The organism is Pseudomonas sp. BRG-100 (assembly GCF_000737955.1).
Classification (GTDB): Bacteria; Pseudomonadota; Gammaproteobacteria; order Pseudomonadales; family Pseudomonadaceae; genus Aquipseudomonas; species Aquipseudomonas synxantha_A.
This window is the reverse complement of the sequence record NZ_JPRX01000001.1, coordinates 2,514,542-2,529,552: the sequence shown is the minus strand read 5'-3', so window position 1 is coordinate 2,529,552 and position 15,011 is coordinate 2,514,542. Positions and strand designations below refer to the sequence as shown.

The following is a 15,011-nucleotide window of genomic DNA, read 5'->3' as shown; positions in this document are numbered from 1 at the left end:
CATCCCTCAATCGCCCGACAAAATTGCACAGTTATTTCCGAGCCAGAGCACTAGAATAGCCACCTAACTATTTTAGAGTCAGAGCCCTATCTATGCCCGATCCGGTTGATGCCGTTGAGGTGTCGGATTTACCACTGGACGACCTGGTGGCATGCCATGAGTGCGATTTGCTGATGCGCAAGCCAGCGCTCGCCCCTGGCGAAAAAGCCCAGTGCCCACGCTGTGGCTACGAGTTGTATGCTCACCGCCACAATGTGGTCGAGCGGAGCCTTGCTTTAGTACTTGCGGCCCTGCTGCTTTACATCCCGGCGAACTTTTTGCCCATCATGCAGCTCAATCTACTCGGGCAGTCCTCGGAGGACACCGTATGGAGCGGCGTTGTTGGCTTATTCGATACCGGTATGCAAGGCGTTGCTGCCGTTGTGTTCTTGTGCAGCATGGGGATCCCCTTGTTAAAGCTGCTCTGCCAATTGGCAGTGTTGCTCAGCATCCGCTGGAACATCGGTCGCAGTTACGGGCTGTTGTTGTACCGCATCTACCACCATATGAAGGATTGGGGGATGCTGGAGGTCTACTTGATGGGCGTACTGGTGGCAATCGTAAAGCTCGCCGACATGGCCTCCATCACGATCGGCCTGGGTCTGGTCTGCTTCGTCAGTTTATTAATGGTTCAAGTTCTGCTTGAGGTGGTGATGTCACCCCATCAGATCTGGCAAGCACTGTCAGGAGAGGATGACCATGCGGGCGATTGATGCAGGCATTCTGATTTGTACCGAATGCCATGAATTGAACAAGCAAGAAGCGGATACCGACGAGCAACTCTGTACCCGTTGCGGCGCGTTGATCCATGCGCGTCGCCCCAATAGCCTCACCCGTACCTGGGCATTGCTGATCACCGCAGCAATCTTGTATATCCCCGCCAACCTGTTGCCCATCATGACCGTCAACTCCCTCGGCCAAGGCGACCCGAGTACCATCATGGCGGGTGTGATCCAGCTGGTGCAGCACGGCATGTTTCCTATCGCCGCCGTGGTGTTCATCGCCAGTATTCTGGTGCCGACATTCAAGTTGGTAGGCATCGGCCTGTTGCTGTTCTCGGTGCAGCGTCACCAACCGCTGTCCGCGCAACAACGCATTGTGATGTACCGCTTTATCGAATTCATTGGCCGCTGGTCCATGCTGGATATCTTCGTGATCGCCATCCTGGTGGCGGTCGTTAACTTTGGGCGACTTGCCAGTGTCGAGGCCAATCTCGGTGCTGCAGCGTTCGCCAGTGTGGTGATCTTGACGATGCTTGCCGCAGTAACTTTCGATCCCCGACTGATTTGGGATAACACGGAGTCGGACGACGACCATGAGTGATTTGCCTAAAGCTAAAACCCGCCCGGCCTCCAATTGGTCGGCTATTTGGGTGTTGCCCCTGATTGCCCTGATCATCGGTGGCTGGCTGGGGTGGCGCGCCTACTCCCAGCAAGGTCTTGAGATTCAGGTTCGCTTTGAGAGCGGCGAGGGTATTCAAGTCAACAAGACTGAAGTGGTCTACAAAGGCATGACCGTCGGCAAGGTCAAGACCCTGGCCCTGGATGACGAAGGCAGCAATCGCGGGGTGATCGCCACCATCGAGATGAACAAGGATGTAGAGCAGTATCTGAGGACCAACACCCGCTTCTGGTTGGTCAAGCCCAGCGTCAGCCTCGCCGGTATCACTGGCCTGGAGACCCTGGTTTCGGGTAACTACATCGCCGCCAGCCCGGGCGATGGTGAGCCCACGCGCAAGTTCAAGGCGCTGTCTGAAGAACCACCGTTATCCGACGCCAAGCCGGGCCTGCACCTGACGCTCAAGGCCGACCGCCTGGGCTCGCTGAACCGTGGCAGTCCGGTGTTCTACAAGCAGATTCAGGTCGGCCAGGTCAAAAGCTATCTGTTGTCCGAAGACCAGAGCATCGTTGAGATCAAGGTTTATATCGAGCCGACCTACGCCAGCCTGGTGCGCAAGCACACGCGTTTCTGGAACGCCAGCGGCATCAGTATCGACGCCAACCTCTCCGGGGTGAAGGTGCGCAGCGAATCGCTTTCCAGCATTGTGGCCGGTGGTATCGCCTTCGCCACGCCTGAGAATCGCCAAGACAGCCCACCCACCGACCCGAGCCTGCCTTTTCGCCTGTACGAGGACTTCGATGCCGCCGCAGCCGGCATCAAGGTCAAGGTCAAACTCACCGATTTCGAAGGCCTCCAGGCCGGGCGTACCCCGGTCATGTACAAAGGCATCCAGGTTGGTAGCCTGAAAACCCTGAAGATCGACCCGGACCTGTCCAGCGCCAGCGCCGAGTTGACCCTTGATCCTTTGGCCGAAGACTACCTGGTCCAGGACACGCAATTCTGGGTGGTCAAGCCGTCCATCTCCCTGGCAGGCATCACCGGCCTGGAAGCACTGGTCAAAGGTAACTACATCGCGATCCGCCCGGGTGACAAAGGCACCCCGCCACAACGTGAGTATGTGGCCCGCGCCAAGGCGCCGCCGTTAGACCTGCGCTCCCCCGGCCTGCACATGGTGCTGCTCACCGACAACCTGGGCTCGCTGGATGTCGGCAGCCCGATTCTGTACAAACAGGTCAAGGTGGGTTCGGTGCAGAGCTACCAGTTTTCACGCAAGAAGAAGCAACTCGTGATCGGCGTTCATATCGAGAAAGAGTATGAAGGCCTGGTCAACGGCTCGACACGTTTCTGGAACGCCAGCGGTGTCACTCTCACTGGTGGGCTCACCGGTGGCATCCAGGTCAAAAGCGAATCCCTGGCCAGCCTGATGGCCGGTGGTATCGCCTTCGAAACACCGGAGCCCAACGTTCCCCTGAAGCACCGTATCCCGCGCTTCCGTTTGTTCACCGACCGTGACGCCGCGAATCAGCATGGCACCCTGGTGACGATCAAGGTCGATCGTGCCGACGGCCTGCGCCCCGGTACAGCCGTACGCTTCAAAGGCCTCGAGGTTGGCAAGGTCGAGAGCGTCGACCTCAGCGCCGACATGCAGTCCGTATTGCTGCGCGCCCGTATTACTCAGGTGGCTGATCGTATCGCCCGCGCAGGCAGCCAGTTCTGGGTGGTCAAGCCGGAGCTGGGCCTGATGAAGACCTCCAATCTTGAAACCCTGGTCACCGGGCAATACATCGAGGTGCAGCCTGCGGTGAAAAATGCCGGGCCGCAAAAAAACTTTGTTGCACTGGATCAGCCGCCGGAGGCTGTCCATCAGGAGCAAGGCCTGAGCCTGACACTCAGCGCCGCTCGCCGTGGTTCGCTCAAAGAAGGCGTGCCGGTCACTTACCGTGAAGTCACCGTGGGCAAGGTCACCGGCTATGAACTGGGCCAGACCGCCGACCGTGTGTTGGTGCATATCCTGATCGAGCCCAAGTACGCACCCCTGGTACGCAGTGGCAGTCGCTTCTGGAACACCAGCGGCTTCGGTCTCGACTTCGGCCTGTTCAAGGGCGCGACGGTGCGCACCGAGTCCCTGGAGACCTTGGTGGCCGGCGGTATCGCCTTTGCCACGCCGGATGGCGAACGCATGGGCAACCCGGCACGGCCACAGCAGACCTTCCCGTTGTTCGATAAGTTTGAAGATGAGTGGCTGACCTGGGCGCCCAAGATTCCACTCGGTAAATAAACCGATGCGCGGCCTTCGCGAGCAAGCCCGGCTCCCACAGGGATATGCATTTTCAGCAAGTATGCATTCCAACTGTGGGAGCCGGGCTTGCCCGCGATGAGGCCCACAAACACACCGCAAATCCCAAGCCGAAAAAAAGGCCGCGATCCAAAAGATCGCGGCCTTTTTGCATGTCAGCGCAACGCGTCAGACCTCATCCAGCTCCGGCTCATCGGCTTGCACATTCATCGTCGCCTTCACCACATCATGGCGACGGATGTATTTCCAGTCCGCCTCATCAATGTAGATTCCGTTCGGCCCGCTGCCGCCTTCCAGGTCGATCGCCACCTGGGCGGAGACCTGCGGCTTCACACTGGCCAGGATCGGCACGAAGCCCAGTTGCAAGCTGGTTTCCAGCAAGGCAGCCTGGTTCTTCTCATCAATGTCTGCAGCCTCATCGAGGTAATACGGCAAACGCACACGGCCGGCCTGGTCACGGTCCATCAAGTGCAACAACAAGTACATGTTGGTCAGCGCCTTGATGGTCATGGTGGTGCCGTTGGACGCGGCGCCATCGATGTCGGTATGAATCACCGGCTGACCGTGCACCTTGGTGATCTCGAACGCCAGTTCGAACAAGTCCTTGAGGCCCAGCTGGTTATGGTTGGCCGCAACGAGGCGCGCCAGGTATTCCTTGGCCTCTTCGTTCTTGTTGTCCTGCTCGGCGCTCTGGCTGAGGTCGAACACCGACAGCGTTTCGCCTTCTTCATACTGGCCAGCACTGTGGATGATCTGGTCGATATGCTTGAGGGCTTCCTTGTTCGGCGCCAGCACGATGCGAAAACTCTGCAGGTTGGAGACCTGGCGTTTGTTGATCTCGCGGTTGAATAACGCCAACTGGTGTTCAAGGCTGTCGTAGTCGCTACGGATATTGCGCAGGGTACGGGCAATATCGGTCACCGCTGCTCGGCGTGCCTTCCCCAGCGTCAACGCCTCATCGGTGCGGTGCGCGTAAGCGTTGATCAGCAGCTGCAGGCGACGCTCCATGTCATCTTCGCTGTCGAACTTGGCCACACCCTTGAGGCGCACCTGAGCGTACAGGGCTTCGATCTGGCCGTCGGCGCGCAGCAAGCCCTGCCAGCTATCCTGGTAGTCATTGAGCAGTGGCAGCAAGTTGTCCATGGAGTCGTCGACCGGGTCCATGAACGGCGTGCCGAACGGCAGGTCCGCCGGCAACAGCTGACGACGACGCAACGCATCATCCAGCGTGCGTTGCTTGGCTTCCATATCGCCGATCTGGCGGCCGACCAGTTGCAGCTTGGCCGATAATTGCTGGACGCGCTCGGTAAAGGCATCGCTGGAGCGCTTCAGCTCATCCTGGGCGGCTTCCATCTGCGCCAGGTTTTCCAGCTTCTCGCCTTCTTCTGCACTTAGGGTCTGGGTGCGGCGGAAATCTTCCAATGCCTTCTGAGCATCCAGCACCTGCTGATACAGCGCTTCGGTCTGGGTCTTGCTCGCCGCGCGGTCGGAAGCTACGGCCTGCTGGGTTTTGAGTTGCTTGAGTTCTTTTTCCAGGCGCTCCTTCTGGTCGCGCAATGCGGCGCGGTCGGCCAGGGCCTGCAACGCAGGCGGCTCGATGTGCGAGATGTCGATGGACAGCCCCGGCACTTCAAAGCGCTCGCCTTTGAATCCATCGAGAATCTGCTCCAGGGATTTGACCCACTGGCCGTCCTCATCCAGCGTGATGCCGTGCTCACCCAGAGGCAGGCTGAACAACGAGCTGTTGAACAGGCGCATCAGACGTTCGACATCCTGTTGCGAGAACTCCTCGCGCAGCTTGGCATAGCTGTTGTTGTCGGCGTGATCGAGTTGCTGCCTGACCGACTTCAAGCGCTTTTCCAGGTCGCGCAGACGCTCGTCCAGGTCCTCGGCGCTGAACTGTCGCGACTGCGCCAATGCGCCCGCCAGTTCATCGTGGGCGTCCTTGGCGGCGAGCAACTGTTGCTCCAGCACCTTGACGTCATCCACCAGGGCAAAGCGATGCTTGAGTACCGACAGCTCGCCCAGCCAACGCTGGATACCGCTGATCTCCCGCTCCAGACGCATCAGTTCCTGAGTACCGCCACGCTGGTCGTTCTGCAGCGCGTCCTGCTCGTTGCGGTAGTGCTCGGCCTGGATGGTCAGCTCTTCCTTGCGCGCACTGGCGTAGTCCGACCAGGTGCCCAGCAACGAATCCAGCAGCGGTGACAGGCGATGCAGTTTGCCGCGCAAGGCGTCGCGTTGTTTCACGCCATTGGCCAACGCCTCGACCAACGGCCCGGCAGCCACCAGCGAGTTGTAGTCCTGCTCCATGCGTCGCACATCACGGAAGGCTTCTTCGCACGCAGCGATGTAGTCGACACTGCCTGAACGCAAGCTGTGTTCGAACGCGTCGAGGAACAGTTGCTTGAGCTTGGCCGCGGTGATTTCGCGCATGTGCAGCAGGTTGATAAACAACGCACGGAACGTCTTCAAGCTCTGTTCGCTGGTGGAGCGCAGCGGGATCAGGGTCAGGTCCAGCGGGATCGACGTATGGCCGCCCACCAGCAAGCGCCGCAGTTCATCAGGCTTGAGTTCGTAGGCTTTGAGGCCCTCGCGCTCAAGGTTGGTAAACAGCTCTTTCTGACGCAGGCAGGTGTCGTTTTTCTGGTAATGAGCCAGGTCCAGCTTGCCCGCATAGGCAAAGAACTGGTGACCGAAACCGCCGCCCGGCCCGCGTCCGACCACGCCGATGACGTGCGGGCCGTGGGGCAGGGAGACTTCTACCAGGATGTAGCTGGTATCGGTGGCAAAGTAGAAGCGCCGCGATTGTTCCAGCGTGTACTTGCCGAAACTCATGTCCGACATGCGCGCCAGGATCGGGAACTGCAAGGCGTTGATGGATGCGGATTTACCCAGGTTGTTCGCGCCGTACACCGACAGCGGCTCTTCCAGCGGGAACAAGCCCAGGCTGTAACCGGCGGTGTTCAATAGGGCGAAGCGGCGGATGCCGTAACGTTCCTTACTCATACGTCGGTTTCCTGTTCTTCGGCAATGGCTCGGGCCAGGGCGTCTTCTTCGCTTTCCTCATCGAAGGCGCTAAGGTCCAGCGGGTCATCGGTCTTCAGCAGTTTTTCATCGCTGTCTTCGTCGATGATCACTGGCACCGGCAGCGGCAATACGCTGTGCACGCTGGCGGCGAGGTCGCGGTCCTGTTGCACCGACAGGCACACGTCGAGGAAACGGTGCATTGGTGGCAGGAAGCGGTAGATACCGTTGTCTTCGCTGGCAAAACCGAGTTGGGTCATGCGACGCATGATTTTTTCTTCGAGCTCTTCCTGGGTCTGCACTTCGGCCTGGATAAACAGGTCGCGGTACTTCTCCAGCAACGAAGGCAATTCGTCGCGCCCCAGGCTGCCGCCGTCGAGCACGGCAACCGGGTCGCGGCCCTGGTCGGCCAGGTGCTCGACGAGAATGAAGGTAAACAAGGCCAGGCGCTGGGCGGTCTTGTTGACCTGCGCGGCAGCCACGGCGGTGTCCGGGACAAAGTAGTAGAAACCGCGGGTATCGCATACCAGCTCAAAGCCCAAGGCCTTGAACAGCGTGCGGTACTGGTCCTGGAAGTTCGACAGCTGCGCGTACAGCTCCGGGTCGCGGCGGCTGACGTGGTAACCCTTGAACAGCTCGCGAAAAATCGGCGCCAGCTGGGACAGTTCGGATAGATCAAGATGCATAAGGGGTGCTCGCAGAATTCTCGGTGGCGTCAACGCCGGCCGGGAGCAGGGCGAAGGAGCGCAGGCTGACCTGATGCTCGTGGGTGTGGTAATCGCGACGTTCCAGGCGCTCGCGCTTGAAGCGTTTTTCCCGGGACAGGCGTGAAAACCAGTACAGCAATTCGTCGGTGGCGCCGTCGGGCTCCTGTTCCAGCAGCCAGGTCATCAGGTCCGGCATCGGCAGGGCGTCTTCGCAGCGCTCGAGCATTTCCTTGACCGTACGCGGCGCGCGCGGGGCTTCGCCCTTGTGGGATTTGTGCGCCTTGGGGAATCGCGCCGGTTTCGGCTCGAAATTGGCCAGGGCATACACATAAGCCTCGACCTGGCTGGCGCTGCCCAGGAAGGTGCTTTGCGGTCGGGTGAACATCGGCATCGCCGCTTGCGGCACCGCGTCCAGGCCTTTACGGCGAATCGCCGACAAGGCTAGCGCAGCGCCGCGAGTCACTGCGTTATGCCGGCGTGCTTCTTCGCGCAGCGGCAACAGCAGCTCGCGCGCATGGCGCAAGGTCAACTGGGCGCTGGTCTGCATTTCGAGGATGCGCGCGTGAGTGCGCAGCAGCATGTCGTCGTCCACCAGGTGGCCAAGACGCTGTTGCTCGGTGAGCATGCGCAGCAGCACGTTTTCCACCTTGCGCACGCCTTGCTCGAAGGCGCCGTCAGCGTTCACCAGCTGAATCATCGGCTCGACGTATTCGTCCCAGGTTGCCAACACCTCGGCGTAGCGCTGGCGCAACGGGATCTGGCGGTCGCTGGTCTTGGCGCGATCGGCCACGGCGGCGAGGGCCTGTTCGTCGTTGGCAAGTTTTTTCAGCACGTCGCGCACGCGCATATCCAGCAAGCGCAGTTGCCGGGCCAGGTCATGGCCGTCGCGGATGTCGAAGGCGTCCTGGATATAACCGGCCAGGCGCTCAAGGTGGCGCAGGTAGGCTTCGATTTCCAGGCACAGGCCAAGCCGGTGCTCCTTGCGAAGATAAGCGAGGAAGTCGTGGATCTGCGCGTTGAGCTCGAAACGGTTCGGGCTCTTGGCGACAGGTACCAGGATATCCAGGCGAATCCACACGTCCAGCAGGCTGGTAATGTCCTGGGGCGTGCTGTCCAGTTGTTGGGCGGCCAATTGTGCGCGCAGCTCGCTCAGGCTCAGGGTGCCTTGGTCGAAGTGTTCGCACAGAGGCTCAAGTAAGGCCCAGTGTTCGGCGAGGGCGCGCAGGACGCGCTTGGGTTCGATCATGGGAATGGCCGGCTGGTTGGCGATTAAAAGTCGCGATTGTACTGCATCAGGCGCGGGATTTATCCACAGCCGGTCAGTGCGCAGTGGGCGATTGTTGCCGAACAGCGGTAGAATCCCCGCTCTTTACTTATCCACAAGTGGCCGAGCTGTGCTTATCGAGTCCCGACGTCGCGCTTACTTGACCGCCATGCAGGTGGTCAACTGGCTGCCCCGCACCGAACTGCCGTTTGCCGCGCCGTCGCGGCCCGAGTTGTTGCAGGCGCTTGAGCCCTATGAGGCGTTCGAGTCGTCGGGGGAAGAGGCTGCCGCGCCCGTGGCGGTGGTCAAGCCCCCAGTCGAAACACGCCCGGTGGTCGAACGGGCAAAGATCGAAGTGCCACGCCCTGCGCCGGTGACCAAGGCTGCCAAGGTGGTGGAGGAGGCCGCGCCGGTGGTCAAGGCACCGGTAGTGCCGCCGCCCCGCTTTGCCCTGCAATTGCTGCGGGCCGGGCGTTGCCTGTTGCTGGTGGAACTGCCAACCGGCGAGCGCTTCCAGTCGCGCGACCCGGCCTACCTGCTGCTCAAGGACATGCTGCGCGCCGCCGGCCTGCCCGACAGCCCGCAAATCATCGGTGAGCCTGTGCGCTGGCCGCTGCTGGTACGCGGCACCATGGACCAGGGCCCGGAAGCTGCGCGGGATTTTGTCCAGGGCTTTGTCTCGGCGCGTCTGGAAGACGAACCCTGCGTGTGCCTGTGGCTGATCGGCTTGCCTGCCGTGCGGTTTGCCGGTGAAGCCAATGCCGAGGCCTGGTACCGCGAACTGCAGGTCGACAGCCTGGGTTCGGTATGGGCCCTGCCGGGTCTGGAATTATTAATGGAAGAGCCACAGCGTAAGGCTGATGTCTGGCAAGCCATGCGCCGGCTGATGGCGCGCTGGAAAACAACTGATGAGTGAGGCTTTATCCTTCCGCCCGATGACCGAGGCCGACCTCGACGCGGTGCTGAAAATCGAATACGCAGCGTTCAGCCATCCCTGGACGCGAGGGATCTTTCTCGACGGGCTGGGCAAGTACCAGATATGGCTGATGTTCGAAGGCGAGCAGCAAGTGGGCCATGGGGTGGTGCAGATCATTCTCGATGAGGCGCATTTGCTGAACATTACCGTCAAGCCGGAAAACCAGGGGCGCGGATTGGGTCTGGCGCTGCTGGAACACCTGATGTCCCGTGCCTACGCGGCCAACGCGCGGGAATGCTTCCTGGAAGTGCGGGACAGCAATACCGGGGCTTTTCGGTTATATGAGCGCTATGGCTTCAATGAGATTGGCCGTCGCCGGGATTATTACCCTGCTGTGGGTGGTCGCGAAGACGCGGTCGTCATGGCTTGCACCCTCGTCGACTAAATACCGGAACCAATGTGGGAGGGGGCAAGCCCCCTCCCACATTTTGAGCTGCGTTGTGTCAGCGTTTGCCGTTGAGCGGGTCCAGATCGGCCAGTTCGGCCTCATCCAGGCCATTTCCGCCACCAATATCCTCTTCACCAACAACACTCAGATCGTAGTCCGCCGGGCTGTCTTCTCCTTCCTCCCGAGCATCTCTGGCACCGTCCTCGTGAATCAGCGTTTCCGGGCTCATATCATCATCGGTTGATTCATGATCAGCGGTCGAGGCCCCGGTCATCCCGGCCTCTCGTACCCGTTCGTCGGGCATCAGCTGCTCGCGCTCGCCACGCGGGATTTCATCGCCGATTTCCGCTGTCTGGTCCTCTTCGTCAAAATCCAGCTCGCGCATCGAACCCATGCGGTCTTCGTTGTCGTCGATCGGTTCCGGCTGGGTTGCGCCGTAGGGACGTCGTGATTCAGTCATGGCCAATCCTCATACTGTGGGGCTTATAGTGTGTGGACAGGCGCTGAGCCCCAAAGATTCAAGCTAATTTGCGCCAGGCGTGACCCGGACGAGGGGTTGTCAGTCACAAAACTGCGCATCATTCCTGAGGCTTTCCCTGATGAACGAACTACAAGACCTGCTTGATAACAACGAACGCTGGGCGGATGCGATCAAACAGGAAGATCCCGAATTCTTCGCCAAGCTCGCCCGCCAGCAAACCCCGGAATACCTGTGGATCGGTTGCTCCGACGCGCGGGTGCCGGCCAATGAGATCGTCGGCATGTTGCCCGGTGATCTGTTCGTGCACCGCAACGTGGCTAACGTGGTGCTGCACACCGACCTCAATTGCCTGTCGGTGATCCAGTACGCAGTCGACGTGCTCAAGGTCAAACACATCCTCGTCACGGGGCACTATGGTTGCGGCGGCGTGCGTGCGTCGATGCAGGACCGCCAGTTCGGCCTGATCGACGGCTGGCTGCGCACTATTCGTGATCTCTACTACGAGAACCGCGAACTGTTGGCTCAACTGCCAACTGAAGAAGAACGCGTTGACCGCATGTGTGAACTCAATGTGATCCAGCAGGTGGCCAATGTCGGTCACACCAGCATTGTGCAAAATGCCTGGCACCGTGGGCAGAGCCTGTCGATCCATGGCTGCATCTACGGCATCAAGGACGGTCGCTGGAAGAGCTTGAACACCACCATCAGTGGCTTCGAGCAACTGCCGCCGCAGTACCGCCTGCGTCCGTTGGGCGAAGCCTAGGACCTTTTGTTTTCGCGCCACCAGGCCAGGCCTTGGGCGTTCAACGGCTCTTTGCTGCCGGTGATCCAGCCCCGGCAGTTCAGCTCGCCGCAATGGCAAGCGAACTGCCGGTAAAGCGCGTCTTCAGTAATGGCGTAATCCAGGGTCAGCAGGCTGCCTGCGGTAATGGTGTTCAGGGTCCATAGTTCCATGTACGTGGTGTCCAGGAGCACGTTCGGCTTGCAGGAGTGCCGTATCAGGCCGCAGAACCATCTATCGTACAAGTGAATACGCGGCGACAGTTGCAGCGTATGCGCCCGGCGCTCGCTGACTGCGTAGCCTGAAACCAGAGCGATGCGTACTCGACTGTCAAAGTCGATGCGAGCCTTGATGCCACCCCGCTTGCCATTAGGGTATCGCACGACCTTGAATTGTGCGGTCGAGGGGTAACCCTGTTCCACCTGCAGCGTCTCAAAGGGGTAGAGGCAGTCATTCACTGCCGTTTTAGCCTTATCCATGGCTTGAGTCTTCATCACTCTCCTGAATTGGGCTGCATGGATCTGGGGTGTTCTGACTGCCAGTCTTGCAGCAAGTGGGCGCAAGCCAAGACTCGCCGAAGTTGAAGCCGGTTTCTACTGTCAGATCTGACAGTAGAAACCGCGGGTTCGCGTTAAAGCGCGGGAGAGGTAACAGTGGGGGGCGGCGCGGCGTTTTTCAGCTGCTTCAATTGCGCCTTGATAGGCGGTGTGGCGCACTTGGTATTGGCCTGCTCCGGGGTCAGGTTGCGCACCGAGGTGAAGAACAGCTCACAGGTCTGCTCCTTGCGTGTGACCTGCCAGGTATTCAAGCAGGCTTTGAGCAACACATTCGCATCGCTGGCGGGTTTCTGGCCCATGCCCGCTTGCCAGCAGGCCGCGCTTAAATCCTGCCCCATTACTTTCAATCCGGCCTCGTCGGCCTTTTGTTCATCGCCGTCATAGCTTGCCGGGTCCGCCGCGTACCAGATGTAGCTGGGGTGGTTGGCGCCCAGCACTGACACGCTCGTGCCTGGTGTCGGGCTGATCTGGGTCAGCTCCAGCACGCCGACGTTCTGACCGTATTGTTGCTTGAGCCAACTGCGCACCGGCGCGCCGAACGCCACCATCGGCAGCGAGCCGTTGGCGTGCAGGCTCAGTTCCTTGACCATGCGGGTCTGGTAGTCGGTGAAGTAGCTGTAGACGCTCTCGAGATCCTTGCCTGCGTTGGACGGTGCGGCGATGGGCGCGATATCGATGATGGTCTGGTAAGCCGGTGTCTCGCTGGCCGGGATGCCGTTGTCGGTAAGCAAGGCCGCCCAGCGGTCAGTGGTGGCCGACTCCAGGTAGTCCTGGGCCTGGGTGAGCGAGTAGTCCGGAGGAAAGTGCAGCAGTTCGATGCTCTTGCGGTTCTCCAGGGCCATGCCCAGCGGCAGGAACAGGTACCAGTTATAAGCCCACTTGCCATCGCTGTTGAGCCGGCTGGCACCCTGATAAGCGAGGTCGGCGGTATTGAGCAAGGTGGTCAGGGACTGGCCGTAGGTGTCCGGTACGCCGCTGAAATTCGCCCAGACCTGGCCATCGTGGGTTTTCACACTGACCCTGGCGCGGCCGTAGCCGTCACGCTGCAGGCTCTGGTTCAAGTAGTGCTCAGCGGTCTGCTCCAGCGTCCATGGCCGAAAGCAGATCACGTTGCAGTTATTGGGAAATGCGAATAACTGGGTGACGCGCTGCGTACTGCCCAGAGGCACCTCGATGTCGGCCTGTACGACCGCACTCACCAGCAGTGCGGCGAGGGTGAAGGACAGCCTGGTCGTTTTAAACATAGTTGGTTCCTTGTCAGCGACGCCCGTCTGCGCGGGATAAAAGCCCACCTGCACACAGTAGCGGCTGACCGGGAAAATCGCGTGTTAAATCGCCAGGCATGTCGTTATTGGATAAGCCTCTATGGGTGAAATTGCAAAGCGTTGGTCAGGTCGCCCATGGGCTTCTGGCCGCGGGCGATCATCGCGTCGTCACGCTGCTTGAGGCCGTCCAGAGTCTCCAATTGGAACACTCGGGTGATCAAACGCAGGATCGATGCAGTGTCGTACACCGTGTGGTCAACCGTGCCTTTGCGCGCAAACGGCGACACCACCAGGGCCGGCACCCGCGTGCCCGGGCCCCAGCGGTCACCCTTGGGCGGCGCGACATGGTCCCACCAACCGCCGTTTTCATCGACGGTGACCACCACCACCATGTTTTTCCACTGCGGGCTCTCTTGCAGCACTTTCAGGGCGCGGGCGATATGGCGGTCGCCCGAGGCCACATCGGCATAACCGGCGTGCATGTTCAGGTTGCCCTGGGGTTTGTAGAAACTCACGGCCGGCAGCTTGCCGGCCTGGGCATCTGCGAAGAACTTGTTCGTGCTTGATTCATCCCCCAAGCCGCCGTCGCGCAGGCGTTTATCACGTTCCGCACGGTTTTGCGGACCTTGCTGCTTGAAGTAGTTGAACGGCTGGTGGTGGTACTGGAAGTTCGGGATCTTGGGGATCCCGCCCGAATCCTTGAACTGCTCCAGAGTGGCCTGCCACGCGCCGGCATACCAGGCCCAGTCAACGTTCTTTTTCGACAGCTTGTCGCCAATGTGCTCGTGGGTTTGCGGCACCAGCACATTGGGCAGGTCAGGCTTTGAGTAATCCGGGTTTTGCGGGTCGCGAATCCAGGTGGGCCAATACGGCGGGGCCAGGGTGTTTACGGCGTAACCGTCCGGGGTCAGCGCGCTGGGGCCGAACTGCGGCGGGCCGGTCATGGCGCTGGCCGGGGACGCGTCCAGCGGCTTGAGGCGCGTGTCGGTGGGGTCATCACTTTGCAGCGTGGCGATCTGCGCCTTGGCCACCGATTGCGCGGCATTGGGATAAACCGGCGCCGTGGCGCTGATCAGGTAGTGGTGGTTAAGAAACGAGCCGCCAAATGCGCCCTGGAAAAAGTTATCGCAGAGCACAAACTCCCTGGCAACGTCCCACAGGCGCAGAGAATAACGACTTTGGGCGTAATGGCCCATCACCAGGCCCCCGGCATCGCCCCAGGCGACAAAACCGTCGTTCTTGCCGCCGTTGATCTGCATCTGGTTTTGATAGAACACATGCCACAGGTCGCGGGTTACCAAGCTCAATGGCAGGTCTTCGGCGTTCGGGCCCTTGAGGGCAAACGGTGCGTTGGAAAGGTTTTCCTGGAATTGCACACCGCTGGGGTAGGTCACCCCGTCCACCGTTTGCGGGCCGACTTGCAACACACCGCCCCATGTGGGCGGCAGGCTGGCCAGCACACTACCGTCGCGGTCGCGCTGCCGGGTGTCAGTGGCGGATAACGCCGACAGTGGTTTTTCAAGCCCGGGGAAATCGGCAAACAGGTTGTTGAAGCTGCGGTTCTCGGCGTAGATCACCACCACGGTTTTAACCTGGTCGCTCAAGGCCTTGTCCAGTTCCTGGGGCGTGAGCGGCCTGGCTACCGGTGTGCTCGGCGCTTCGCTGGTATGGCCGCAGGCACTCAAAGTCGCGCCTACCCCCAACACCGCCGCACCGCCGAGGAAGCGCCGACGGCTGGTGTCGACCGGCGTTTTGGGGGCGGAGTCGGGGGTAGGGCGGTCGTTGTGCTCGTCACTCATTGCGGGGGGAGTCCTTGGCGAGATGTTGCAAGATATTTCGCAGGACGGTAGCAATGGAATGTGACGGAACGAAGACACACATGTGATGTG

General features: G+C 60.4%; 13 protein-coding genes. 6 read left to right on the top strand and 7 right to left on the bottom strand.

From position 1 onward, the window contains the following. Window positions 1–92 precede the first annotated feature (92 nt). Genes JH25_RS16035 through JH25_RS16045 form a run of 3 tightly spaced genes read left to right on the top strand, consistent with a single transcriptional unit; the run spans window position 93 to window position 3,658 of the window. Window positions 93–752, top strand: coding sequence for a paraquat-inducible protein A (locus tag JH25_RS16035; protein ID WP_032878058.1), 660 nt, complete (start codon window positions 93–95; stop codon window positions 750–752). Further along, window positions 739–1,362 carry a paraquat-inducible protein A gene (locus JH25_RS16040; protein ID WP_032878056.1) on the top strand — a complete coding sequence of 208 codons (624 nt, stop codon included), beginning with the start codon at window positions 739–741 and terminating at the stop codon, window positions 1,360–1,362. Before JH25_RS16035 ends, JH25_RS16040 begins: the two co-directional genes overlap by 14 nt. Continuing rightward, window positions 1,355–3,658, top strand: coding sequence for a PqiB family protein (locus JH25_RS16045; RefSeq protein ID WP_032878055.1), 2,304 nt, complete (start codon window positions 1,355–1,357; stop codon window positions 3,656–3,658). The genes JH25_RS16040 and JH25_RS16045 overlap by 8 nt, the downstream gene beginning before the upstream one ends. A gap of 186 nt (window positions 3,659–3,844) precedes the next feature. On the opposite strand, the gene mksF is transcribed toward JH25_RS16045, so the two are convergent. From mksF to mksB, 3 genes are read right to left on the bottom strand one after another with little or no spacing between them, the layout of a single operon-like run. Beyond that, a complete protein-coding gene (gene mksF / locus JH25_RS16050; protein WP_005784503.1) occupies window positions 3,845–6,685 on the bottom strand; it encodes an Mks condensin complex protein MksF in 2,841 nt (946 codons plus the stop codon). Further along, window positions 6,682–7,389, bottom strand: a complete 708-nt coding sequence (mksE, locus tag JH25_RS16055; protein WP_032878054.1) for an Mks condensin complex protein MksE — start codon at window positions 7,387–7,389, stop codon at window positions 6,682–6,684. The genes mksF and mksE overlap by 4 nt, the downstream gene beginning before the upstream one ends. Continuing rightward, complete coding sequence (mksB, locus tag JH25_RS16060; protein ID WP_005784507.1) at window positions 7,379–8,656, bottom strand: Mks condensin complex protein MksB; 1,278 nt, start codon at window positions 8,654–8,656, stop codon at window positions 7,379–7,381. The genes mksE and mksB overlap by 11 nt, the downstream gene beginning before the upstream one ends. A 187-nt stretch (window positions 8,657–8,843) precedes the next feature. Between mksB and JH25_RS16065 the strand changes: the two genes are divergently transcribed. Then, window positions 8,844–9,590, top strand: a complete 747-nt coding sequence (locus tag JH25_RS16065; protein ID WP_050549356.1) for a hypothetical protein — start codon at window positions 8,844–8,846, stop codon at window positions 9,588–9,590. Further along, window positions 9,583–10,035, top strand: a complete 453-nt coding sequence (gene rimI, locus JH25_RS16070; RefSeq protein ID WP_003188286.1) for a ribosomal protein S18-alanine N-acetyltransferase — start codon at window positions 9,583–9,585, stop codon at window positions 10,033–10,035. Before JH25_RS16065 ends, rimI begins: the two co-directional genes overlap by 8 nt. Before the next feature lie 58 nt (window positions 10,036–10,093). On the opposite strand, the gene JH25_RS16075 is transcribed toward rimI, so the two are convergent. Beyond that, window positions 10,094–10,498 (bottom strand): hypothetical protein, encoded by a 405-nt coding sequence (locus JH25_RS16075; protein ID WP_032878051.1) that lies wholly within the window; start codon window positions 10,496–10,498, stop codon window positions 10,094–10,096. 139 nt (window positions 10,499–10,637) lie between these two features. Between JH25_RS16075 and can the strand changes: the two genes are divergently transcribed. Then, window positions 10,638–11,282: a carbonate dehydratase gene (can, locus tag JH25_RS16080; RefSeq protein WP_005784518.1), complete on the top strand. Its 645-nt coding sequence runs from the start codon at window positions 10,638–10,640 to the stop codon at window positions 11,280–11,282. On the opposite strand, the gene JH25_RS16085 is transcribed toward can, so the two are convergent. The 3 genes from JH25_RS16085 to acpA all read right to left on the bottom strand — a co-directional run bounded on the left by JH25_RS16085 (window position 11,279) and on the right by acpA (window position 14,921). Further along, the gene (locus JH25_RS16085; RefSeq protein WP_032878050.1) at window positions 11,279–11,794 is read right to left on the bottom strand and encodes a hypothetical protein; all 516 of its coding nucleotides are present in this window, start codon (window positions 11,792–11,794) and stop codon (window positions 11,279–11,281) included. The genes can and JH25_RS16085 overlap by 4 nt on opposite strands. Window positions 11,795–11,931: 137 nt before the next feature. Further along, window positions 11,932–13,101, bottom strand: coding sequence for a hypothetical protein (locus JH25_RS16090; protein WP_032878049.1), 1,170 nt, complete (start codon window positions 13,099–13,101; stop codon window positions 11,932–11,934). A gap of 119 nt (window positions 13,102–13,220) precedes the next feature. Then, window positions 13,221–14,921: an acid phosphatase gene (gene acpA, locus JH25_RS16095; protein ID WP_032878048.1), complete on the bottom strand. Its 1,701-nt coding sequence runs from the start codon at window positions 14,919–14,921 to the stop codon at window positions 13,221–13,223. Window positions 14,922–15,011: the final 90 nt, after the last annotated feature.